Here is a 23631-nt window from a genome sequence, read left to right as displayed (position 1 = left end):
CGCCAACGGGAGGAATAAATGATTTTTAATTTACAGCGTTATTCCACCCATGACGGCCCCGGTATTCGCAGTGTGGTATTCCTGAAAGGCTGTTCGCTGAGTTGCCGTTGGTGCCAAAACCCGGAAAGTCGATCACGTAAAGCGGAGGTGCTATTTGACTCGCGCCTGTGCTTATCAGGTTGTGAGTTGTGCCAACAGACCTGCCCACAGGCAATAGAGCGCATTGACGATTGCATTGTTATCACGCGCCAACGGCTGGAAGAGGATGACCTTCAGGCACTCACCGTGCGTTGCCCGAGTGGTGCACTGACGGTGTGTGGTAGCCCGATTGATATTGATACCACTATGGCAACACTGTTGCGCGATATGCCGTTTTATCGGCGCAGTGGCGGTGGTGTGACGCTATCCGGTGGTGAGCCATTTATGCAACCCGATGTAGCGGCTGAGTTATTGCAACGCTGTCATCTGCTTGGTATCCACACGGCGGTTGAGTCTTGTCTGCATACGCCGTGGCATTACATCGCGCCCTCTTTGCCGTGGCTGGATCTGATGCTGGCGGATTTAAAGCACACGGATGAAAACCGTTTTCGCCAGTGGACTGGAGGTTCGGCTAAACGGGTGATGGACAACTTTCGTCAGTTAGCGGCAGCGGGCACCAACATCACAGTACGGGTGCCGTTGATCCCAGATTTCAATGCAGATCGCCACTCTATACAAGGGATCGTCGATTTTGCGGCTGATGAGATAGGCGTTAAAGAGATTCACTTTTTGCCTTACCACACGTTGGGTATCAACAAATATTCGCTGCTGGGTGAAGAGTATCGGGCAGCAAGCACACCTTTGGACGCTCCTGAACTGCTTCACTTCGCGGAAAGCTATGCCCGTGATAAAGGCTTGACCGCAATTTTACGAGGATAATGCTATGACCACCCTTGATTTGGTAACGCTAAGCGAACGGACGAAACAGCATAAAAACGCACTGATCCACATTGTGAAGCCGCCGGTTTGTACCGAACGAGCTCAGCATTATACCGAGGCTTATCAGCAGCATCAGGACAAACCTCTCCCCGTCAGGCGCGCGCTGGCGCTGGCGCATCACTTACAGCTTCGCACCGTCTGGATCAAAAATGATGAGCTGATTATCGGTAATCAGGCCAGCCAACTGCGCGCCGCGCCAATTTTCCCTGAATACACCGTGAGTTGGATTGAAAACGAAATTGATGAGCTGGCCGATCGCCCCGGTGCGGGTTTCTCGGTCAGTGCAGCAGATAAAGCGGTATTGCACCGTATCTGCCCGTGGTGGCGCGGCCAAACAGTGCAGGACCGCTGCTACGGCATGTTTACCGATGAGCAAAAAGCGTTATTGGCTACCGGCATTATAAAAGCCGAAGGTAATATGACCTCCGGCGATGCGCATTTGGCGGTTAACTTCCCGTTATTGCTGGAAAAAGGGCTGGATGGTCTGCGCAGCAAAGTGGCAAGTCGCCGCGAACGGTTACAACTGACGGACTGGAGTGACCTGCATAAAGAGCAATTCCTTAAAGCCATTGATATTTCATTGGCGGCGCTGAGCGAACATATCGAACGTTATGCGGCGGTTGCGCGGCAAATGGCAGAAGAAGAGAGCCGTGATTGGCGGCGCATTGAGTTACAAACTATCGCCACAAACTGCGAACTGATTGCTCACCAACCGCCACAGACCTTCTGGCAAGCCTTGCAGTTGTGCTATTTCATCCAATTGATGCTGCAAATTGAATCTAACGGCCACTCGGTTTCCTTTGGCCGCCTCGACCAATACCTCTATCCGTGGTATCGCCGTGACGTGGAGCTGGAAAATACCCTCAGCCGCGAAAAAGCCATTGAGATGTTGCATAGCTGCTGGCTCAAGTTGCTGGAAGTGAACAAGATCCGTTCCGGTTCGCACTCCAAAGCCTCGGCGGGCAGCCCGTTGTATCAGAATGTCACTATTGGTGGGCAGAAGCTAGTGCAGGGTAAAGCGATTGATGCGGTTAACCCGCTCTCTTATGCGGTGTTGGAGTCTTGCGGCCGTTTACGTTCAACTCAGCCGAATCTCAGCGTGCGCTACCATGCCGGTATCAGTGATGATTTCCTCGATGCCTGTGTGCAAGTCATTCGCTGCGGCTTTGGTATGCCTGCGTTTAATAATGACGAAATTGTTATTCCTGAATTTATCAAATTGGGTGTAGAACCACAGGATGCTTACGATTACGCTGCCATCGGTTGCATTGAAACTGCGGTGGGGGGGAAATGGGGCTATCGCTGTACTGGCATGAGTTTTATTAATTTTGCTCGCGTGATGCTAGCGGCGCTGGAGCAAGGTAAAGATGCGACCTCTGGGCAAGTATTCTTGCCGCAAGAGCAGGGGTTATCGAAGGGTAACTTCACTGATTTCTCACAAGTGATGGCGCAATGGGATCAGCAGATTCGTTACTACACGCGAAAATCCATCGAAATTGAGTGTGTGGTAGATACGGTGTTGGAAGAGAATGCCCACGATATTGTCTGTTCTGCACTGGTGGATGACTGTATTGAGCGCGGTAAAAGTATTAAGCAGGGCGGCGCGCGTTATGACTGGGTTTCCGGCTTGCAGGTGGGCATTGCCAATTTGGGTAATAGTCTGGCAGCGGTACGAAAACTGGTGTTTGAACAACAGCTTATCGGACAGCAGCAACTGGCAACGGCGTTAACAAATGACTTTGCTGGCCTGAACGGTGAGCAATTACGCCAACATCTGATTAATTCAGCACCGAAATACGGTAATGATGTTGATGATGTAGACCAACTGCTGGTGCGCGCTTATCAGACGTATATTGATGAGTTGAAGCAATATCACAATACCCGCTTTGGTCGCGGCCCGATAGGCGGTACCTATTACGCCGGGACGTCCTCTATCTCTGCTAACGTGCCGTTTGGTGCGGCAACGATGGCAACACCGGATGGCCGTAAAGCGCACAGCCCGCTAGCGGAGGGAGCAAGCCCTGCTTCTGGTACTGATCATCTGGGGCCAACTGCGGTGTTTAACTCCCTGTCAAAACTGCCGACAGCCTCTATTCTGGGCGGGGTGCTACTGAATCAAAAACTGAATCCGTCAACTTTGGATAACCCGCGTGATCGCGAAAAGCTGATGATGATGTTGCGTACCTTCTTCGAGGAGTATCTGGGCTGGCATGTGCAATACAACATTGTATCGCGTGAGATATTGCTCGATGCCAAGCAGCACCCAGACCGCTACCGTGATCTGGTGGTGCGGGTTGCCGGTTACTCGGCATTCTTTACCGCGCTATCGCCAGATGCACAAGACGATATCATCGCCCGAACAGAGCACACTTTGTGAGCTGTGGTAGATGATAATTGATGTTGATGTCTGTTAAATGAACCAAGTCTTGCCTTGCTGTGTACCAAAAATTTCTGAGTAATGGTGACTTTCACCAGCCAGTGGGCTTAACAACCTGCTGGCTTTTTTTATCCTGCCTCCTTGAGGCTACAGCGTTGTTAGCTGCGTTCACGCACCCGAATCACTTACTTGAGTAAGCTCATCGGGATTTGTTCGCTTGCTGCCTAGCTATAGCCCCAATGACTTTGGATAATATCCTGTCTCCTTGAGGCTACAGCGTTGTTAGCTGCGTTCACGCACCCGAATCACTTACTTGAGTAAGCTCATCGGGATTTGTTCGCTTGCTGCCTAGCTATAGCCCCAATGACTTTGGATAATATCCTGTCTCCTTGAGGCTACAGCGTTGTTAGCTGCGTTCACGCACCCGAATCACTTACTTGAGTAAGCTCATCGGGATTTGTTCGCTTGCTGCCTAGCTATAGCCCCAATGACTTTGGATAATATCCTGCCTCCTTAAGGCTACAGTGTTGTTAGCTGCGTTCACGCACCCGAATCACTTACTTGAGTAAGCTCATCGGGATTTGTTCGCTTGCTGCCTAGCTATAGCCCCAATGACTTTGGATAATATCCTGTCTCCTTGAGGCTGAAACACGGTCAGCCGTATCCATTATTCGGATGTGAAATTTATGCGGCTGATATACTTTTCTCTATATAAATCTACCCGCTTCTGTAGCATAGCGTTTAATTGTTATTTCTGGCGCTGGAGCCTGGAATGAAATCTGCTTTGATCTTTTCCCGCCGTATTAACCCGGTGTTTCTCGCTTTCTTCGTGGTGGCTTTTCTTTCCGGTATCGCCGGCGCGTTACAGGCACCGACATTAAGCTTGTTCTTAAGCACTGAAGTGAAAGTACGCCCACTGTGGGTGGGATTGTTTTATACCGTCAATGCCATTGCCGGGATTACCGTCAGCTTTGTACTGGCCAAACGATCAGATTTACGTGGTGACCGCCGCAAGCTAATTATGGTCTGCTACTTGATGGCGGTGGGGAACTGCCTGCTATTTGCTTTTAATCGTGACTATCTGACGCTAATCACCGCCGGTGTGCTGCTGGCAGCAGTAGCAAATACCGCCATGCCGCAGATTTTCGCCTTAGCGCGAGAATATGCCGATAGCTCGGCGCGGGAAGTGGTGATGTTTAGTTCGATTATGCGTGCGCAGCTTTCATTGGCTTGGGTTATCGGCCCGCCGCTGTCGTTTATGTTAGCGCTGAATTATGGCTTTACGCTGATGTTCAGTATCGCCGCCGGTATTTTTGTCCTCAGTGCGCTGGTGGTGTGGTTTATTTTGCCCTCGGTGCAGCGAGCAGAGCCAGTAGTAGATGCGCCAGCGGTGGTGCAGGGCAGTTTGTTTGCCGATAAAGACGTTTTGTTGCTGTTTATTGCTTCAATGTTGATGTGGACCTGCAACACCATGTACATCATTGATATGCCTCTGTATATCACAGCAAGCTTGGGATTGCCTGAGCGGTTGGCTGGTCTGTTGATGGGGACTGCTGCCGGGTTGGAAATCCCTATTATGCTGCTGGCGGGTTACTCGGTCAGGCGTTTTGGTAAGCGCAAAATTATGCTGTTTGCGGTGCTGGCGGGTGTGCTGTTTTATACCGGATTGGTGTTATTCAAATTCAAAACTGCACTGATGCTATTGCAGATTTTTAATGCCATTTTTATTGGTATTGTCGCCGGGATTGGCATGCTCTATTTTCAGGATTTAATGCCAGGCAGAGCCGGGGCAGCAACCACGCTGTTTACCAATAGCATTTCCACAGGGGTGATTCTGGCTGGGGTTCTGCAAGGGGTATTGACCGAAACCTGGGGCCATAATTCGGTATATGTGGTGGCGATGGGATTAGCTATTCTGGCGTTAATCATCTGTGCACGGGTGAGAGAGGCATAGCGCCCGGTAGGGCGCTAAGGGTAATGACTAAGCTATTTGGCAGCAATATTCCCCCAGCCTGAAGTGAGCAGGGGGAGAGTGGCAGTCGCGCTTTATTCGACCGGTTTTAATCGCGCAACAAAGTGGCGCAGAACCGGGGGTTCGTAGGTAAAGGTTAAGCCTTTGATATCATGAGCGCGTGACTTGAGCGAGATCAGGGCATCAGCGATGTAATCCATATGGTCGTTGGTGTAGACCCGGCGCGGGATAGTCAGACGCAGCAGTTCCAGCGGTGACGGTTTTTGTTTACCCGTTTCTGGATCTCGTCCCAACAGTAGCGAGCCAATTTCCACACTGCGGATACCTGCCTCCAGATACAGTGCGTTATTTAAGGCTTGGGCTGGGAATTGCTCCGCCGGAATATGTGGCAGCAGAATCTTGGCATCGACAAATACCGCGTGGCCGCCGGTAGGATACTGAATTGGAATCCCGCCCGCCCGCAGGCGTTCACCCAAATATTCGACTTGTCCGATGCGGTACTTCAGGAAGTCCTCGTTCATCCCTTCTTCCAGCCCGATAGCCAGCGCTTCCATATCACGACCGGCTAAACCGCCATAGGTGACAAACCCTTCCATTGGTACACAACGGATGCGAACATCGTCAAACAGGTGTTCATCGGTACGGAAACAACACAGCCCGCCAATATTCACCATGGGATCTTTTTTGGCAGACATGGTTAACATATCACCATATTGGTACATCTCCAGAATGATCTCTTTGACCGACTTATCTGCGTAACCCGGCTCTCTTTGTTTGATAAACCAGGCATTCTCACAGAAGCGAGCCGAGTCGATCACTACTGGAATATTGTGCTGCTGAGCGATGCGATACACTTCACGCATATTGCTCATGGAAATAGGTTGGCCGCCGGAGCTATTACAGGTCACGGTGGTAATAATAGAAATTACGTTTTCTGCACCATGTTCAGCGATGGTTGCCTTTAACTGATCTAAATCGAAATCCCCTTTCCAGTCATAATACGTAACGGTATCAAAGGCTTTCGGCGTGACTACGTTAATTGCCTTCGCGCCGTTCATCTCAACATGGGCGGCAGTGGTATCAAAGTGGAAGTTGGAAATAAAGACCGGTTTCTTGCCACCACCGGTTTTTTGTTTTTTCGCAATCAGGCAAGGGAATAATATTTGCTCCGCGCCACGCCCCTGATGGGTTGGGATAGTAAATGGATAGCCAATCAGTTTCTTCACTTGGTCACACAAGTGATAGTAGTTACGCGAACCGGCATAGGCCTCATCGCCCATCATTAATCCGGCCCATTGGCGGTCACTCATCGCACCGGTGCCAGAGTCGGTGAGCAAATCAATATAGACATCTTCACTCGGCAGTAAGAATGGGTTATAGCCTGCCTCGATTAATGCTTTCTCACGATCTTCCCGGTTGGTCATCCGAATATTTTCAACCATTTTAATACGGAAGGGCTCTGGGATACGTTTCATGGCTTATGACTCCAAATACCCTTGGAACTTGAAGTCGCAGCTAACGTCTCTGCAACGCCAATCATTTTGGGTATTTTTATTATTAATATTTAAAATGCAGTCATATTTTGGCGAGTGAAAATAGCCATTCGCATTACCAATGACGGCAACAAAATAAAGAGATGAGTTTTTTCAGCCTAAGCTGAATAAGCAATGGGGGAGTTAACGCGGGAAATCGTTGGCGAGGCGGTAATCTATATTAAACCAGGCTCGGCTATCGCCGGAGATGCGTGCTTCGTAACGCAGTATAATGCGTATCATAAGGCGCCCTCTAGGTGTGGATGGTGAATAATAGCATACCTTGGTTGAAAAAATAAAAAGTGACCGCCAGCACAAAATATAATCAAATAAATCAATATCAGAATAATTAATATCTAGTTAAAATAATGACTTGAGAATATATCATGTAACATATTGATTGATATGGGATTTGTTTTTGTGAACAATGAAAAAAGGAAGGGTGCGTTTTAAAATGGGATTTTTATCTATTTTGAATTGTTGGGTCAGGGCTTACCTGACACCAACAATATACTCACAAAATGAACTTAAAATAAATTAACGTAAAAATGCTGGTTGCTGTTTTTCATATGCAGAAATATTACTTTCATGCTGCAACGTCAGGCCAATACTGTCCAAACCATTAATCATACAATGGCGGCGGAAGCTGTCTATTTCAAAAGAATAACTATTGCCACCGGCATTCACTGTTTGCTGTTCCAAATCAACAATAAACTCGATGCCTTCATTATCGTTAACCAATTGGAATAAGGTATCGATATCTGCTTCGCTTAAGGTCACTGGTAATAATTGGTTATTAAACGAGTTACCGTAAAATATATCAGCGAAACTAGGGGCAATAACCACTTTGAAACCGAAGTCGGTCAATGCCCACGGCGCGTGTTCCCGTGAGGAGCCACAACCGAAATTCTCACGCGCTAACAAAATGGTTGCACCCAGATAGCGGGGTTGGTTCAGCACAAATTCAGGGTTTGGCACTTTGCCTGCGTCGTCGAGAAAACGCCAATCGTTAAACAAGTGTTGGCCAAAGCCAGTGCGCGTCACTTTTTGTAAAAATTGTTTTGGGATAATCGCGTCGGTATCGACGTTTGCCGCATCCAACGGAGCAACCAAACCCGTGTGTTGAGTAAATTTAGCCATAATGGTGTCTCCGGTTAGTGGGTGGCGGCTTCTAAGTCGCGAACATCAGCAAAATGACCACTGACAGCGGCGGCGGCGGCCATTGCCGGGCTAACCAAATGTGTGCGGCCACCACGGCCCTGACGGCCTTCAAAGTTACGGTTGCTGGTGGAGGCACAACGCTCTCCGGGTTCCAGACGGTCGTTGTTCATCGCCAAACACATGGAACAACCAGGCAAACGCCACTCAAAACCGGCCTCGATAAAGATCTTATCCAAACCTTCCGCTTCTGCCTGCGCTTTTACCGGGCCTGAGCCGGGTACCACAATAGCTTGCACGCCAGTCGCGACTTTACGACCTTGCGCCACCGCTGCTGCGGCACGCAAATCTTCAATGCGTGAGTTAGTGCAGGAACCGATAAAGACTTTATCAATGGCTACCTCGGTCAACTTAATGCCGGGGCGCAAATCCATATATGCCAACGCTTTTTCCGCCGAGGCACGTTCAACGGGATCACTGAAGGACTCAGGCGCAGGAATCATGTCATTAACCGCAATAACCTGGCCCGGGTTGGTGCCCCAAGTGACTTGTGGCGCGATGTCGGCGGCATCCAGGGTGACGATAGTGTCAAATTTAGCATCAGCATCAGATTTCAAGTTGCGCCAGTAGGCCACGCCTTGTTCCCACTGCTCGCCAGTTGGGGCGAACTGACGACCTTTCAGGTAGTCGAAAGTGGTGTCATCCGGGGCGACTAAACCGGCTTTAGCACCCATCTCGATCGCCATATTACATAATGTCATCCGGCCTTCCATGCTCAGCGCTGCAATCGCGCTGCCACAGAACTCCACCACATGGCCGGTGCCGCCCGCGCTGCCGGTTTTGCCGATAATCGCCAAGACGATGTCTTTGGCGGTAATCCCTGCACCGACAGTACCGTTAACTTCGATTTTCATGGTTTTGGCACGGCCCTGTTTCAGGGTCTGGGTTGCCAGCACATGCTCAACTTCTGAAGTGCCGATACCGAAGGCCAATGAGCCGAATGCACCATGGGTCGCGGTATGTGAGTCACCACAGACGATAGTCATGCCCGGTAAAGTCATACCTTGTTCAGGGCCAATCACATGGACGATGCCTTGGAACGGATGATTCAGGTCATATAAAGAGACACCGAACTCAGCACAGTTCTTAATCAGTTCCTGCATCTGGATCCGCGCCATTTCGCCGCTGGCATTGATATCTTTGGTCTGGGTTGAAACGTTGTGGTCCATCGTGGCAAAGGTTTTACCCGGCTGACGTACCGGACGACCCATGGCGCGCAAACCATCAAAGGCTTGCGGCGAAGTAACTTCATGCACCAGATGGCGGTCGATGTACAACAATGGGGTTTCATTTGGCGCTTCGTAAACGATGTGCGCATCGTACAGTTTTTGATATAAGGTCTTGTTTTGATATAACGTTTTGCCCATTTTACACCCCCTCCATCACGAATTTAGCGATAATATCGCCCATTTCGTTGGTACCGATGGCTCTACCTTCGCCTGCCAAATCAGCCGTGCGATAGCCTTGTTCCAATGCCTGATTGATCGCATGCTCAATAGCATCGGCGGCATCGTCTTTACCTAAACTGAAACGCAACAGCAGAGTTAATGACAAAATCTGGGCAATTGGGTTGGCGATATTTTTGCCCGCGATATCGGGTGCGGAGCCACCTGCGGGTTCGTATAAACCGAAACCTTGTTCGTTCAGGCTGGCCGACGGCAACATCCCCATTGAACCCGTTATCATGGCGCACTCATCAGACAAAATATCGCCAAACAAGTTAGAACACAGCAATACATCAAACTGGGCAGGGTCTTTGATCAACTGCATGGTGGCGTTATCGATATACATATGGGACAACGCAACATCTGGGTAATCGGCCGCAATGGCAGTTACCACTTCACGCCACAGAATAGAGCTTTGCAACACATTGGCTTTATCAATAGAAGTAACTTTGCCACGACGTTTACGCGCAGATTCAAAGGCAATACGGGCAATACGTTCAATCTCAAAGCGATGATAAACTTCGGTATCAAAAGCACGCTCGTGCTGGCCTTGGCCTTCACGGCCTTTGGGTTGGCCGAAGTAGATACCGCCGGTTAATTCACGCACACACAGAATATCAAAACCTTTGGCAGCAATATCGCTGCGCAATGGGCAGAAGTCTTCTAACCCTTGATACAACCGCGCCGGGCGCAAGTTGCTGAATAATTTGAAGTGCTTGCGCAAAGGCAACAACGCACCACGCTCGGGTTGTTCAGCCGGTGGCAAATGTTCCCATTTCGGGCCGCCTACCGAGCCAAACAAGATAGCATCAGCCTGCTCACATCCGCTGACTGTCGCTGCCGGTAACGGGCTGCCGTGACGGTCGATGGCTGCACCACCTACATCATAAACGCTAGTTGAAATCTTGATGCCGAAACGTTGACGCACCGCATCCAATACTTTATTTGCCTGAGCCATTACTTCAGGGCCAATACCGTCTCCGGGCAAAACGGCAATATGATAAGTCTTAGTCATGTTCACACCATTTCCTGATTATTTTGTTGCAAGCGCTGCTTCTCAATCTCTACCTGATGAGCGCGCCAGATGTTATTTAATACGTGAACCAACGCTTTAGCGGATGACTCGACAATATCTGTTGCCAGACCCACGCCGTGGAAGCGGCGACCCTTATGATCAACCACGATATCAACCTGACCCAATGCGTCTTTACCCTGACCGTTGGCAGACAGTTGATATTTCACCAGTTCAATTTCATAACCGGTAATGCGATTGATGGCCTGATACACCGCATCAACCGGGCCATTACCTGTGGCCGCTTCTGATTTAATGTCTTCGCCACAGACCAATTTCACGGATGCTGTTGCCATTACGCTGGAACCCGACTGCACGCTGAAATAGTCTAAACGGTAGTGTTCCGGCTCTTCCTGTTGTTTATTAATGAAGGCTAACGCTTCTAAATCGTAATCAAATACCTGGCCCTTTTTATCTGCCAGCTTCAGGAATGCGTCGTACAAAGAGTCCAAATTGTAATCTTTATCCTGATAACCCATCTCTTCCATACGGTGTTTGACCGCCGCGCGACCAGAACGGGAGGTCAGGTTCAACTGCACTTCTTTCAAGCCAATGGATTGTGGTGTCATGATTTCGTAGTTTTCACGATTTTTCAGCACGCCATCCTGATGAATACCGGATGAGTGAGCGAAAGCATTACTGCCGACAATGGCTTTGTTAGCGGGTATTGGCATGTTGCATAACTTACTGACCAACTGGCTGGTGCGGTAAATCTCTTGATGATTGATATTGGTATGCACGCCCAACATCTTTTCACGCACTTTGATAGCCATGATCACTTCTTCCAGTGAACAGTTACCGGCGCGTTCGCCCAAACCATTAATCGTGCCTTCTACCTGACGCGCACCGGCTTGTACTGCGGTGATGGAGTTGGCAACGGACATGCCCAAATCGTCATGGCAATGCACCGAGATAATGGCTTTATCAATATTTGGCACCCGCTCATACAAGTCGGTGATAATTCCGCCGAATTGATAAGGAGTGGTGTAACCGACAGTATCAGGGATATTGATGGTAGTCGCGCCGGCATTAATCGCAGCTTCTACGATGCGGCACAGGTTATCAATAGGGGTACGGCCAGCATCTTCACAAGAGAATTCAACATCATTGGTATAGTTGCGAGCGCGTTTCACCGAGTGCACTGCCATCGCCAACACATCATCAAATGAGCGCTTTAATTTGGATTCGATATGTAAGGTGGATGTCGCCAAGAACACATGAATACGGAAGGCTTCAGCAATACGTAAAGCTTCGGCGGCGACATCAATATCTTTGTCTACACAGCGAGCCAGAGCACACACGCGGCTGTTTTTGACTTGCTGAGCGATGGTGCGCACTGACTCAAAATCGCCAGGGGAGGAAACCGGGAAACCGACTTCCATTACATCGACACCCATTCTTTCCAGTGCAAGCGCGATTTGCAGCTTCTCTTTAACACTCAGGCTGGCTTGCAATGCTTGTTCACCGTCGCGCAATGTTGTATCGAAAATAATGACTTGTTGGCTCATGGGTTGTTCCTTGTCGTGTTTACATTTGCGCTTAGCGGGTAAAAAAAAACCCGCGCATTTGCGCGGGCTTGTTAATCTTGATGACTGAATCAGTTCTGATTTCCGTCCACCAACATACCGCGCAAGTGAGATGCGTTAAGTAGTAGGCTTAGTAGGCGGGTTGAGTAGAACATAATTTTTCAGTTTCTCATGGGTTAAAATAGTGCGTTGCCTAAATTGATACGTGAATTTTGTGGTCATGTCAACTTTTGTTTAAAATGGCCAGTTCAACTGGTTGCACGGGTTATCAATTCCTTATAACGACACAAAAAACCTAAAAATTAAAAATATAGGATTTTTAATCTAAAAATAGATGCTGATGATTTTGTTTTATTTGGCATAGTCTTAATAATATGGATTATTGTGCTTTTTTGATATTTGGATCATAAATTCTCTAGCTAGAGAGGTGAACATCAGTTTTGGGACGTTATATTTAAGTCTCCCAGAGATGGAATGAGGTAAGTAAGAGTAATCCATAATTATAAATTCACAATAAGCCTTATTATCTTTCTATTATATATTTGTTGAATATAAATATTCATCACTCTAATAAATGCTATTATTTATTGGCTTTAGATGTTATGAATATGGCGTGAATTCATACTTAAGTGTGGTTAGATCTAATCCACTATTTAATATATTCATACTAATAAATAAGAACTAATAAGTTTCAATTGATGAATTTATTATTTATTAATGGCATAGTTGTCAACTATCCCATTTTGTGATGTGATCATCTTGTTGATTTTATTACTGGTGCTTATAATTTAATGGTTTGATATTCCTGATGTAAATTACTGTATGAGCATATATAAGATACTTTATGTGAATATCTTGTTCACGCACTTATCTATGGGCGTTATTGACTGAAAGGTAGGGAGGGAATTAATACTTTTGCATTTATACAAGGATGAGACTCATTTTACCTGACAAGAGTAATGATGAGAACATTGGCATCGTTAATAGTAAGAGAATAAAGATATTTTGAGGTATGTAAAAGTATCAGCAGGATTCTTCTATTAATCATGTCATCTGCATAAAGATCAGTGGAGTTAAGCATGCTTGAACACAACTTAGTAGCCGACGACCAAGTAACTAAAAAAGAAGGTAGTGATGTTCACTTAAGAAGTGTCGATCTCAATTTATTAACGGTTTTTGATGCGGTGATGCAAATGCATAATGTAACACGTGCAGCCCAGTCACTGGGGATGTCCCAGCCTGCGGTGAGTAACGCAGTCGCTCGCTTGAAAGTGATGTTTAATGATGAGCTGTTTGTTCGTTATGGCCGTGGTATCCAGCCTACCGCCAGGGCTCGTCAGTTGTTTGGCCCGGTTAGACAAGCTCTGCAATTAGTTCAAAATGAGTTACCCGGTGCGGGCTTTGAAGCCAAAAAAAGTGGGCGAATCTTTAATCTGTCTATTTGTAGCCCGTTAGATATTAGATTGACGGCACAAATAATAGAAAGTGTTAAGCAATTAGCGCCTAATGTTCAACTCATTATCAAATCCTATTTGAATGATAATATTGAGCATCAGTTACGTTATCAAGAGACCGAGTTTGTGATAGGTTATACCAAGTTTGAGCGCCCAGACTTCCATTACTTATCAATATCTAATGATGAGTCCGTTTTGGCGGTTTCAAAAAATCACCCCCGTATTGATAATTCAATTACGCAAGAACAGCTCCTTTCAGAGTCACACGCGGTAGTGTCATTGGATAAAGTAGGTTCTTTCAGTGAGCATTATTATGAATCAGAGATAAGTGCTCAAACTATTGTATATGAAAGTACCGATATGAATAGTGTGCTTAATATTGTATCCCAAACTTGCTTTGTGGCGATTGCTCCTCGCTGGCTTGTTCAAACATACAGTGAAGCACTTAATCTGAAACTTATCTCTTTACCTTGGAAGGAAACATGCCGCCCATGTTATCTCACGTGGCACGAATCTACTGATAGAGATAAAGGCCATCAGTGGATGAAAGAGTTACTCAGCCAATTGGATACTCCTGAGTAATTACTTTTGTTAACCCCTGCTGCTGGAATCATATTATTTTCAGTGGCAGGTAAAGGTAACAACTAAATTAAAACATGTTTTGTTTCCAGCCATTGGTCAGTTCAATACAACGTTATTGCCGTGTTTACCCCTCACTCTTATGGTTCTAAACGCTCTCTTTTTCATCAAAGTCAATTTCAGCTCACACTTCTACTCTGAATTTTGTTTGCCATAGCCAATAGAGCAGGTAGACTGCGCGAAAAAAAGTGAACACATGTAAGCTGAATGCCAATTAGTGGTAAGTTACAGTACACTTTAATGAATAATCAATACCCAATAGATTTCAAGGTGTAGCAAGGCGGTAAATGAAAGGCTCCCAATGAACGGACTCCGTCATGTGATTTGGATGAGCACCCGCCATCACACAGTAGCAACTTGGAAGACAGCAAGTATATAGCGAGCGGCGATGTTATGACCCACACATTAGAGCAATACCACCTTGTGCGCCGTCTGCGCCAACAAATCAGCCACCGTGCTGACCAGATAGCTTTGCGTGAATGGTCACCCGAGGGTGAAAAACAACTAAGCTGGCAGCAGGTTGACACGCATGTCACCCGGATTTCAGCAGCTTTGTTATCCCTCGGGGTTGCCATTCAGGAGCGTATTGGGATTTTTGCCAACAACAGTATGACTTGGTCGTTGGCGGATTTAGCTATTTTACAGTTGCGTGGCGTCAGCGTCCCACTGTATGCCACCAATACCAGCACTCAGGCTGCTTATGTGCTCAATGATGCCGATGTGCGTATTTTATTTGTCGGTGGACAGACACAATTTGATGTTGCTGCAACACTAAAGCCGCTGTGCCCGCAACTTGCTCAAATTATTGTATTAGACCCCGCAGTCGATTTGCGCGGTTGTGAATATGCCCAACACTTAGCTGATTTTGAGCAACAACCTGATGCGGTCCAACAGCACCTACTCACTACACGTATAGATAGTTGCGACTTAAATGATTTATTCACACTGATTTATACCTCGGGTACCACGGGTGAACCTAAAGGTGTGATGCTGGATTACCGTAATATGGCAGCCCAGCTTTATTTGCACGATCAGCGCTTAACCCTGACAGCAGAGGATGTCTCTCTTAGTTTCCTGCCGTTATCCCATGTGTTTGAGCGGGCGTGGAGCTTCTATGTAATGCATACCGGCGCGCAAAATGTCTATATCAGCGACACTGATTGGGTGCGCTCGGCAATGCAGGCAGTAAAGCCGACAGTGATGTGTGCCGTCCCTCGTTTTTACGAGAAGGTATTCAGTGCCATCAATGACAAAGTTGCTCTGGCAAAATGGCATCGCCGGCTATTGTTTCGCTGGGCGGTAGGTCGGGGTGAGCGCAAATTCCAAAGCCTGCAACGTGGGGAAACATTATCATTGCTATCCGAACAGATGTACCAGTTGGCGGATCGTCTGGTGTTGAGGAAATTGCGAGGGGTGTTGGGGGGTAGAGTGCGCTTTTTACCGGCCGCCGGTGCTCGGTTAGATGACAATATCATCCTGTTTTTCCAGTCCATCGGTATCAACATTAAGTACGGCTATGGCATGACCGAAACCTGTGCCACCGTCTCTTGTTGGGAAGAGCACGACTTCCGGTTCGGCTCTATCGGTAAGCCATTACCGGGGATTGATGTGCGTTTGGGCGCAGAGAATGAAATTCAGGTACGTGGCCCGATTGTGATGCGTGGTTACTTTAATAAACCGCAACAGACGGCAGAGTCGTTCACCGAAGATGGTTGGCTCAAAACGGGGGATGCCGGGGCGTTGGATGCTCAGGGTAATTTGTTTATCACCGAACGGCTGAAAGATTTGATGAAAACCTCCGGCGGCAAATACATTGCGCCGCAAATGATTGAGGGCACACTCGGTCAGGATCGTTTCATTGAGCAGGTCGCGATTATTGCCGATACGCGCAAATTTGTCTCAGCGCTGATTGTGCCCTGTTTTGAATCACTTGAAGAGTATGCCCGTTCGATAAACCTGAAATACCATGACCGGTTAGAGTTGTTACGCCATAGCCATATTGTCGGTTTGTTTGAACAAAGACTGAAAGATATGCAAAAAGAGTTGGCGATGTTCGAGCAGGTTAAGCGCTTTACGTTGTTACCACAGGCATTCACCATGGAAACCGGTGAACTGACACCGACGATGAAATTGCGTCGCAAAATCATTCTCCAGCGTTATCAGAATGAAATTGATTCGATGTACCGTGATTAATCGATAGTGTTATTACGTTGCTGTCTGTTGTTAACAGGCAGCCGCTGTTTTTCTGAACGTTCAGCACTTTCGCCACCTGGCTCGGTATCGCCCCCTGTTTTTCTTCCTCCGATGCATAAAAATTATCAGCCTAATTAAGTTCTATGATTGGTCATCTTGGCGGTGTTTAAACTAAGGTCACTCCTTAACAGGCAGTGTTTTATGTTTGGAATGTAAGCAAAAACAGAGCACGACCAACAGAATTGTCTTTAGCGCAGCGAATTGCCATTTGCCTGCCAGAAAATCTGACGTTATGTTAATAAGTTGGTTACGTTAAAAATAATAAATATAGGAATCAGGGCGTAGTGCCTTTCCTACAGGATCCCGTGGAAATGACTTCCCGTTATCCAATGAGCAAACAAAGCCTGGAGGCAAAACCCATGGAGATGTTGTCAGGAGCCGAGATGGTTGTCCGGTCGTTAATCGACCAGGGCGTGAAGCATGTATTCGGTTATCCCGGCGGGGCCGTACTTGATATCTACGATGCCCTGCATACGGTCGGCGGCATCGATCACGTGCTGGTACGCCATGAACAAGGCGCGGTTCACATGGCCGATGGTTATGCTCGGGCAACCGGTGAGGTTGGCGTGGTGCTAGTCACTTCCGGCCCTGGGGCGACCAATGCCATTACCGGTATTGCTACCGCGTATATGGATTCTGTACCGATGGTGGTGCTTTCCGGTCAGGTACCTAGCTCATTGATAGGTTACGATGCTTTTCAGGAATGTGACATGGTGGGGATCTCCCGCCCAGTGGTGAAACACAGTTTTCTGGTGAAGCGCACTGAAGATATTCCAATGGTACTGAAAAAAGCCTTCTATCTGGCATCGACTGGCCGCCCAGGTCCGGTCGTTATCGATTTGCCAAAAGATATCGTTGGCCCTGCGGTAAAAATGCCTTACGCCTACCCGGATCAGGTTAGCTTGCGCTCTTATAACCCCACGGTACAAGGCCATCGTGGGCAGATTAAACGCGCGCTGCAAACTATTCTGACGGCTAAAAAACCCATCATGTATGTCGGCGGTGGGGCGATTAATTCTGCCTGCCACGAAGAGCTGCTAGCTCTTGCTGAGCAACTGAATTTGCCGGTGACCAGCTCTTTGATGGGGCTGGGGAGCTTCCCGGGCACTCATCGCCAAAGCGTGGGTATGTTGGGGATGCACGGGACATTCGAAGCCAATATGGCGATGCACAATACGGATCTGATTTTTGCCGTTGGCGTGCGCTTTGATGACCGAACCACCAATAATCTGGCGAAATACTGTCCGAATGCCACTGTGGTACACATTGATATCGACCCGACTTCAATTTCGAAAACCGTAAATGCCGATATTCCGATTGTTGGTGATGCCAAACAAGTCTTGGTACAGATGCTGGAGCTGCTGTCTCAGATTGATTGCACACAAGATTGCGATAGTTTACGTGATTGGTGGCAATCCATCGAACAATGGCGTGCCCGTAATTGTCTGAGTTACAACAAAGACAGTGGAAAAATCAAGCCGCAGGCAGTGATCGAAACCCTACATCGCCTCACCAGCGGTGATGCTTATGTCACCTCTGATGTCGGTCAACACCAGATGTTCGCCGCACTTTATTATCCGTTTGATAAACCACGCCGTTGGATTAACTCAGGAGGTCTTGGGACGATGGGCTTTGGCCTGCCGGCAGCGCTTGGCGTTAAACTGGCGTTACCAGACGAAACGGTAGTTTGCGTTACCGGTGATGGTAGCATCCAGATGAATATTCAGGAGTTATCTACTGCACTGCAATATAATTTGCCAGTGCTCGTGCTGAACCTGAACAACCGCTATCTCGGCATGGTGAAACAGTGGCAGGATATGATCTACTCTGGCCGCCACTCACAGTCTTATATGGATTCGCTGCCTGACTTCGTCAAATTGGCTGAAGCCTATGGTCATATTGGTGTTTCCATCCGCACGCCGGATGAGTTGGAAAGCAAACTGGCTGATGCCCTGACACAATTATCCGAGACCAAGCGTTTGGTATTTGTAGATGTGACGGTTGATGAAACGGAGCATGTTTACCCGATGCAGATTCGTGGTGGTGGCATGGACGAAATGTGGCTTAGCAAAACGGAGAGGACATAATTATGCGCCGCCGGATTTTATCAGTTCTACTGGAAAACGAATCAGGTGCCCTCTCAAGAGTGGTGGGCCTGTTTTCTCAACGTGGTTATAACATTGAGAGTTTAACTGTTGCGCCGACCGACGATCCTACACTTTCCCGCATGACGATTCAGACCGTAGGTGATGCCAAAGTTCTGGAGCAGATAGAAAAACAGCTACATAAATTGGTGGATGTACTGCGCGTCAGTGAGCTGGTTTCTGGCTCGCATGTTGAACGTGAGATTATGCTGGTAAAGTTGCAGGCCAGTGGTTACGGGCGTGAGGAAGTGAAACGATGTGCGGAAATATTCCGTGGGCAAATTGTGGATGTTACCGCCACGCTCTACACCGTCCAACTGGCGGGCACCAGTGATAAACTGGATGCATTCCTCAATGCGGTGCGGGAAGTGGCAGAAATTGTTGAAGTTGCCCGCTCAGGCATTGTTGGTGTGTCACGCGGTGACAAGATTATGCGTTAATGAAACTTATTAACACTGACTAATCTCCAATAATCAGGCTCGGCAGGTGTGTCGGGCTTTTTTTTTCTTATTTTTTAACCGAGATAGCGTTATAGGGCGGTTAAAGCGGTTGCTCAATAGTGAGTTCTGCGGTTAGATCTACAGTGTGCTATATCCGTAGTTAAACTATGTCTATAAATCGTGTGTTTTAGCCTGTAACACTGCGGTTTATTGGCGTATTGAGAAATGCTGGGATATTTAGCTCTGGCAGACATCATGCCTTTCATCACTTTATTGGGTTTATAAGGGGTTAATGTGAAACTGGATGAAATCGCGCGTCTTGCGGGCGTTTCGCGTACAACGGCCAGTTATGTCATTAATGGCAAAGCGAAACAGTACCGAGTCAGCGATAAAACAGTAGACAAAGTTATGGCGGTTGTCAGGGAACATAACTATCACCCAAATGCTGTTGCGGCAGGATTGCGCGCGGGCAGAACCCGCTCCATCGGTTTGGTGATCCCGGATCTTGAGAATACCAGCTATACCCGCATTGCAAATTATCTGGAACGCCAGGCGCGCCAGCGCGGTTATCAACTGTTGATAGCCTGCTCGGAAGATCAACCAGATAACGAGATGCGTTGTATCGAACACCTGTTACAGCGTCAGGTTGATGCCATTATCGTTTCTACCGCATTGCCCCCTGAGCACCCTTTTTACCAGCGCTGGGCTAATGATCCATTGCCAATAATTGCATTGGATCGGGCGCTAGATCGGGAGCATTTCATTAGCGTCGTCGGCGCGGATCAAGAAGATGCACTGATGTTGGCACAAGAACTGCGTGCCTTCCCGGCGGAATCTGTATTGTATTTAGGCGCGCTGCCGGAACTGTCAGTCAGTTTCTTGCGTGAGATGGGATTCCGTGAGGCGTGGAAAGATGATCCACGTAAAGTCGATTACCTGTATGCCAATAGCTACGAGCGCGAAGCTGCTGGTGTGCTGTTTGCGCAGTGGCTTAAGACCCACCCAATGCCACAGGCGTTGTTTACCACCTCATTCCAGCTACTACAGGGCGTTATGGATGTTACCTTAAAGCAAAGTGGGCGTTTACCCAGTAATCTGGCGATTGCTACTTTTGGTGATAACGAGTTGCTGGACTTCCTTGAGTGCCCAGTACTGGCGGTGGCACAGCGTCATCGCGATGTTGCCGAGCGTGTACTGGAGCTGGTATTAGCCAGTCTGGATGAACCGCATAAACCGAAACCGGGTTTAACCCGTATTCGCCGCAATTTGTTCCGCCGTGGCAGTTTGAGCCGCAAGTAACCGAGTAATAAACATTTCGGTTAGGACGCTTAATACCCAATAGATTTTATGGTGCAGGAGGCGGCAGCGGCCTCAACGAGGTGAGGCCCATGGATGGGCCGAGTAGTGAGCACAGCCAACACACCTGCACCATGAAAGATGGCGGGTATTCAAATATAGCCCGCCACGCGGAACAATCGACGGCAATATTCCAGGAAATAGCCGTAAGCCACACCCATCGCCATTGAAACCAACGCGTTACTGGTAACCGCTGTAGTGATTTGCTCTAAATCAGCCCCGACCGACCACAAAATTATGGCATAAACTGGAGACTGGAAGCTGACATAGGCCAGTAAGTCTGCCAGATTCCTTGCCCAAAAATACTTGCCGGCATGATGACGCGCAAAGCGGATAAAAGCATCCCGATACACCCCATAAGGCCAGGCAATAAGGATATTGACCGGTATTGAAACCAGGCGAGAAGAAAGAGACTGCTGGAAGGTCATTCCCGAGATCACGATTTCAATTATCATGCCGATGACAAAACAATACACTACCAGTGCAAAAGTATCGGCTGCGGCACTACGCAGACGGGACCCAGTTGAAAACATTGTCATTAACTCCCTACTTGGGGGAAAAATCTGCCAAAACGCCAATTGATGAGATTATTGGCAGGGTTTATATATTGCTAAGCATTTTAATGGCAGGTGATTGTATTGCTTTTTTGCTTTTGATGTAGTTTACAGTGCTATTGTTTGTAATATAACCAGCTCAAAATTTTTATTTTTAACATTTGGCTGATTTTTATACTTTGTACTGTGAGGAATTGAGCTTTTGGCGGTTTTTTAAATGGTAAGGTATCTTGTTTTACTTTAAAAACAGATAGTTGTGTTTCTCCGTTCTCAGCAGAGGGGGGCCGGCAAAGGTCAGTCAAATTTAAAATAATGAGTGAGACAAAAACTAAATCATTCAATTTTGCTAATTTAAGATTTATCTGTCTGAAGGCATTCATATTTCAGTGATACTCGGAAATAGACACCAATAATTTATTTCAAAATAGATTAATCCCCGTCGGTTAATTGAAGTAAAATGTCGCGCCAGTAACACTTGTTGTTCTCAAGGTTATTATTGTGTTGCTGTGGGTTTTGCCGTCGATTACCGCTGTTTTTCCTTAGGAGACGCCAGCGGCAGCGGGTTTTGTGCTCAGGCTGTTTATTTTTAGACCGTACAATTTTCATACTAAAAATGAGACATTCCTTGCAGAAGGAAATAATGAGACAATTAATCGACAATTAATTATTTATTTAAGTAGCTGGAATTACTGGCGGAAAAATAGCCCGTTTATCATGACGTTAATTTCTATTACAACCACTAAAATAGCCCCTTCTACGAGATATATCTCAAAAACGGCCCATAAATATTGTCAAAGCGCATCGGCTCTGGCTTGACAAGGTTTTCATACCATCCGTAAACTCTTTAATGTGGGGATTTGTGGGGTAAAGTGGCGAATTGGGTCATGAAGGGGTAACTCAGTCATGTTTCGTGGTGCAACGATGGTTAACCTCGACAGTAAAGGGCGGCTTGCCGTACCTACCCGTTATCGGGATTTACTGAATGAGGAATCGCAGGGCCAGATGGTCTGTACCATAGACCTTCACCAACCATGCCTGTTGCTTTATCCACTCCCTGAATGGGAAATCATTGAACAAAAATTATCCCGTCTGTCGAGCATGAATCCGGCTGAACGTCGGGTTCAGCGTTTGCTGTTAGGGCACGCCAGTGAATGTCAGATGGATGGTGCTGGGCGCTTACTGATCGCAGGAACACTGCGACAGCATGCCGGGCTGAATAAAGAAGTGATGCTGGTTGGGCAGTTCAACAAGTTTGAACTGTGGGATGAACAGACCTGGTATCAACAAGTCAAGGATGACATCGACGCAGAACAGTCCACTCAGGAACCATTGTCTGAGCGGCTACAGGACTTATCGCTATAAGCATGGTAGATAACAACAAAATTGTAGATAACAACTACAAGCATACAAGCGTATTGCTGGATGAGGCGGTAAATGGCCTGAACATCCGCGATAACGGCATCTATATTGACGGAACTTTTGGCCGTGGTGGCCATTCGCGTCTGATTCTGTCCCAGCTTGGGCCAGAAGGGCGTCTGATTGCAATTGACCGTGACCCACAAGCTATCGAAGCGGCAAAATCTATTACAGATCCGCGTTTCTCTATCGTACACGGTCCTTTTTCCGAGTTAGCACATTATGTGCGAGAGCTGGACTTAGTGGGCCGGATTGACGGTGTATTGCTGGATCTCGGGGTTTCATCACCACAGTTGGATGACCCTGAGCGTGGTTTCTCTTTCATGCGTGACGGGCCGTTGGATATGCGCATGGACCCCTCCCGTGGATTATCAGCTGCTGAATGGTTGATGAAAGCCAGCGCTGATGATATCGCGTGGGTGCTGAAAACCTTTGGTGAAGAGCGTTTTGCCAAGCGTCTGGCCAAAGCCATTGTTGAGCGCAACCTTACTCAACCGATGACTCGTACCAAAGAGCTGGCGGATTTGATTGCCAACGCCAGCCCATTTCGCGAAAAGCACAAACATCCTGCTACCCGTAGCTTCCAGGCTATTCGTATCTATATCAATAGTGAGTTGGAAGAGATTGAGCGCGCACTTGATGGCGCACTTGAAGTCCTGGCCCCTGCGGGCCGTTTGTCAGTAATTAGCTTCCACTCTCTTGAAGATCGTATTGTTAAAAACTTTATTCGTCATCACAGCCGTGGACCACAGGTGCCGGCGGGGTTGCCATTGACGGAAGCGCAGTTGCGCAGCATGGGTGGGCGCACATTGAAATCGGTTGGCAAGATGATGCCTCCAGATGCTGAAGTGGCTGAAAACCCACGGGCACGAAGCTCGGTATTGCGTTTTGCCGAGAGGATTAAAGAGTGATAGGCAGCGAACGCCACGGTTTAGTTGGGGTCATCGGCGGTGATTTAATCCGCAATGCGAAGATCCCGTTGATTTTACTGATCGCGGTGTTGGTATCTGCTGTTTTCGTGGTAACCACCGCCCACCGTACACGCTTGTTGACCGCAGAGCGTGAGCAGTTGGTGCTGGAGCGGGACGCGCTCGATATCGAGTGGCGTAACCTGATTCTGGAAGAGAATGCGTTGGGTGACCACAGTCGTGTGGAAAGTATCGCGACTGACAAATTGAAAATGCAACATGTTGATCCATCACAAGAAAATATTGTGGTTAAACAATAAATTTCTCCAATAAATAAAGGAATGAGT

General features: G+C 47.7%; 18 protein-coding genes. 11 read left to right on the top strand and 7 right to left on the bottom strand.

The window, feature by feature from the left end:
* The first annotated feature begins 18 nt into the window (after positions 1-18).
* From V1955_RS18630 to V1955_RS18620, 3 genes are all read left to right on the top strand, one after another.
* Entirely contained in the window at positions 19-918 is a 900-nt protein-coding gene (locus V1955_RS18630) for a glycyl-radical enzyme activating protein (protein WP_442821262.1), read from the top strand.
* Between the two features lie 4 nt (positions 919-922).
* A complete protein-coding gene (locus tag V1955_RS18625; protein ID WP_372568666.1) occupies positions 923-3355 on the top strand; it encodes a formate C-acetyltransferase/glycerol dehydratase family glycyl radical enzyme in 2433 nt (810 codons plus the stop codon).
* A gap of 772 nt (positions 3356-4127) precedes the next feature.
* Entirely contained in the window at positions 4128-5309 is a 1182-nt protein-coding gene (locus V1955_RS18620) for a sugar efflux transporter (RefSeq protein WP_372568667.1), read from the top strand.
* Positions 5310-5401: 92 nt separating this feature from the next.
* Here V1955_RS18620 and tnaA read toward each other — a convergent pair whose 3' ends face one another.
* The 6 genes from tnaA to leuA all read right to left on the bottom strand — a co-directional run bounded on the left by tnaA (position 5402) and on the right by leuA (position 12102).
* Positions 5402-6802, bottom strand: coding sequence for a tryptophanase (tnaA, locus tag V1955_RS18615; RefSeq protein ID WP_372568668.1), 1401 nt, complete (start codon positions 6800-6802; stop codon positions 5402-5404).
* A 201-nt stretch (positions 6803-7003) separates the two neighbouring features.
* Positions 7004-7102, bottom strand: coding sequence for a tryptophanase leader peptide (tnaC, locus tag V1955_RS18610; protein ID WP_083160556.1), 99 nt, complete (start codon positions 7100-7102; stop codon positions 7004-7006).
* A gap of 294 nt (positions 7103-7396) precedes the next feature.
* Positions 7397-7999 (bottom strand): 3-isopropylmalate dehydratase small subunit, encoded by a 603-nt coding sequence (leuD, locus tag V1955_RS18605; protein ID WP_083160554.1) that lies wholly within the window; start codon positions 7997-7999, stop codon positions 7397-7399.
* A 14-nt stretch (positions 8000-8013) separates the two neighbouring features.
* Complete coding sequence (gene leuC / locus V1955_RS18600; protein WP_442821261.1) at positions 8014-9444, bottom strand: 3-isopropylmalate dehydratase large subunit; 1431 nt, start codon at positions 9442-9444, stop codon at positions 8014-8016.
* Position 9445: 1 nt separating this feature from the next.
* Positions 9446-10537: a 3-isopropylmalate dehydrogenase gene (gene leuB / locus V1955_RS18595; protein ID WP_442821260.1), complete on the bottom strand. Its 1092-nt coding sequence runs from the start codon at positions 10535-10537 to the stop codon at positions 9446-9448.
* A gap of 2 nt (positions 10538-10539) precedes the next feature.
* The gene (gene leuA / locus V1955_RS18590) at positions 10540-12102 is read right to left on the bottom strand and encodes a 2-isopropylmalate synthase (RefSeq protein ID WP_372557997.1); all 1563 of its coding nucleotides are present in this window, start codon (positions 12100-12102) and stop codon (positions 10540-10542) included.
* A gap of 1097 nt (positions 12103-13199) precedes the next feature.
* Between leuA and leuO the strand changes: the two genes are divergently transcribed.
* From leuO to cra, 5 genes are all read left to right on the top strand, one after another.
* A complete protein-coding gene (gene leuO, locus V1955_RS18585; protein ID WP_083160545.1) occupies positions 13200-14156 on the top strand; it encodes a transcriptional regulator LeuO in 957 nt (318 codons plus the stop codon).
* Between the two features lie 450 nt (positions 14157-14606).
* Complete coding sequence (locus V1955_RS18580) at positions 14607-16406, top strand: AMP-dependent synthetase/ligase (RefSeq protein ID WP_083160543.1); 1800 nt, start codon at positions 14607-14609, stop codon at positions 16404-16406.
* 419 nt (positions 16407-16825) lie between these two features.
* Positions 16826-18553: an acetolactate synthase 3 large subunit gene (gene ilvI / locus V1955_RS18575; protein ID WP_083163874.1), complete on the top strand. Its 1728-nt coding sequence runs from the start codon at positions 16826-16828 to the stop codon at positions 18551-18553.
* Between the two features lie 2 nt (positions 18554-18555).
* Positions 18556-19050 (top strand): acetolactate synthase small subunit, encoded by a 495-nt coding sequence (gene ilvN / locus V1955_RS18570; RefSeq protein WP_004388986.1) that lies wholly within the window; start codon positions 18556-18558, stop codon positions 19048-19050.
* A 294-nt stretch (positions 19051-19344) separates the two neighbouring features.
* On the top strand, positions 19345-20349 hold the full coding sequence (gene cra, locus V1955_RS18565) for a catabolite repressor/activator (RefSeq protein WP_005181395.1): 1005 nt from the start codon (positions 19345-19347) through the stop codon (positions 20347-20349).
* A 149-nt stretch (positions 20350-20498) separates the two neighbouring features.
* On the opposite strand, the gene V1955_RS18560 is transcribed toward cra, so the two are convergent.
* Positions 20499-20939 (bottom strand): L-alanine exporter AlaE, encoded by a 441-nt coding sequence (locus tag V1955_RS18560; protein WP_193784727.1) that lies wholly within the window; start codon positions 20937-20939, stop codon positions 20499-20501.
* Between the two features lie 924 nt (positions 20940-21863).
* Here V1955_RS18560 and mraZ point away from each other — a divergent pair.
* The 3 genes from mraZ to ftsL are packed head-to-tail and all read left to right on the top strand — an operon-like array spanning position 21864 to position 23604.
* Positions 21864-22322, top strand: coding sequence for a division/cell wall cluster transcriptional repressor MraZ (mraZ, locus tag V1955_RS18555; protein ID WP_004875568.1), 459 nt, complete (start codon positions 21864-21866; stop codon positions 22320-22322).
* Positions 22323-22324: 2 nt separating this feature from the next.
* Complete coding sequence (gene rsmH / locus V1955_RS18550; protein WP_083160537.1) at positions 22325-23287, top strand: 16S rRNA (cytosine(1402)-N(4))-methyltransferase RsmH; 963 nt, start codon at positions 22325-22327, stop codon at positions 23285-23287.
* Complete coding sequence (ftsL, locus tag V1955_RS18545) at positions 23284-23604, top strand: cell division protein FtsL (RefSeq protein ID WP_083160535.1); 321 nt, start codon at positions 23284-23286, stop codon at positions 23602-23604. Before rsmH ends, ftsL begins: the two co-directional genes overlap by 4 nt.
* Positions 23605-23631 lie beyond the last annotated feature (27 nt).

It is taken from the genome of Yersinia sp. 2545 StPb PI (genome assembly GCF_052217125.1).
GTDB classification, from domain to species: domain Bacteria; phylum Pseudomonadota; class Gammaproteobacteria; order Enterobacterales; family Enterobacteriaceae; genus Yersinia; species Yersinia enterocolitica_E.
The sequence above is the reverse complement of the archived record's forward strand: the minus strand, read 5'-3'. Positions and strand labels throughout refer to the sequence as shown.

Excerpts from the sequence above, each read along its gene's own strand:
- V1955_RS18630 (WP_442821262.1), top strand. The coding sequence starts at position 19 with ATGATTTTTAATTTACAGCGTTATTCCACCCATGACGGCCCCGGTATT.
- V1955_RS18625 (WP_372568666.1), top strand. The coding sequence starts at position 923 with ATGACCACCCTTGATTTGGTAACGCTAAGCGAACGGACGAAACAGCAT.
- V1955_RS18620 (WP_372568667.1), top strand. The coding sequence starts at position 4,128 with ATGAAATCTGCTTTGATCTTTTCCCGCCGTATTAACCCGGTGTTTCTC.
- tnaA (WP_372568668.1), bottom strand. The coding sequence starts at position 6,802 with ATGAAACGTATCCCAGAGCCCTTCCGTATTAAAATGGTTGAAAATATT.
- tnaC (WP_083160556.1), bottom strand. The coding sequence starts at position 7,102 with ATGATACGCATTATACTGCGTTACGAAGCACGCATCTCCGGCGATAGC.
- leuD (WP_083160554.1), bottom strand. The coding sequence starts at position 7,999 with ATGGCTAAATTTACTCAACACACGGGTTTGGTTGCTCCGTTGGATGCG.
- leuC (WP_442821261.1), bottom strand. The coding sequence starts at position 9,444 with ATGGGCAAAACGTTATATCAAAACAAGACCTTATATCAAAAACTGTAC.
- leuB (WP_442821260.1), bottom strand. The coding sequence starts at position 10,537 with ATGACTAAGACTTATCATATTGCCGTTTTGCCCGGAGACGGTATTGGC.
- leuA (WP_372557997.1), bottom strand. The coding sequence starts at position 12,102 with ATGAGCCAACAAGTCATTATTTTCGATACAACATTGCGCGACGGTGAA.
- leuO (WP_083160545.1), top strand. The coding sequence starts at position 13,200 with ATGCTTGAACACAACTTAGTAGCCGACGACCAAGTAACTAAAAAAGAA.
- V1955_RS18580 (WP_083160543.1), top strand. The coding sequence starts at position 14,607 with ATGACCCACACATTAGAGCAATACCACCTTGTGCGCCGTCTGCGCCAA.
- ilvI (WP_083163874.1), top strand. The coding sequence starts at position 16,826 with ATGGAGATGTTGTCAGGAGCCGAGATGGTTGTCCGGTCGTTAATCGAC.
- ilvN (WP_004388986.1), top strand. The coding sequence starts at position 18,556 with ATGCGCCGCCGGATTTTATCAGTTCTACTGGAAAACGAATCAGGTGCC.
- V1955_RS18560 (WP_193784727.1), bottom strand. The coding sequence starts at position 20,939 with ATGTTTTCAACTGGGTCCCGTCTGCGTAGTGCCGCAGCCGATACTTTT.
- mraZ (WP_004875568.1), top strand. The coding sequence starts at position 21,864 with ATGTTTCGTGGTGCAACGATGGTTAACCTCGACAGTAAAGGGCGGCTT.
- rsmH (WP_083160537.1), top strand. The coding sequence starts at position 22,325 with ATGGTAGATAACAACAAAATTGTAGATAACAACTACAAGCATACAAGC.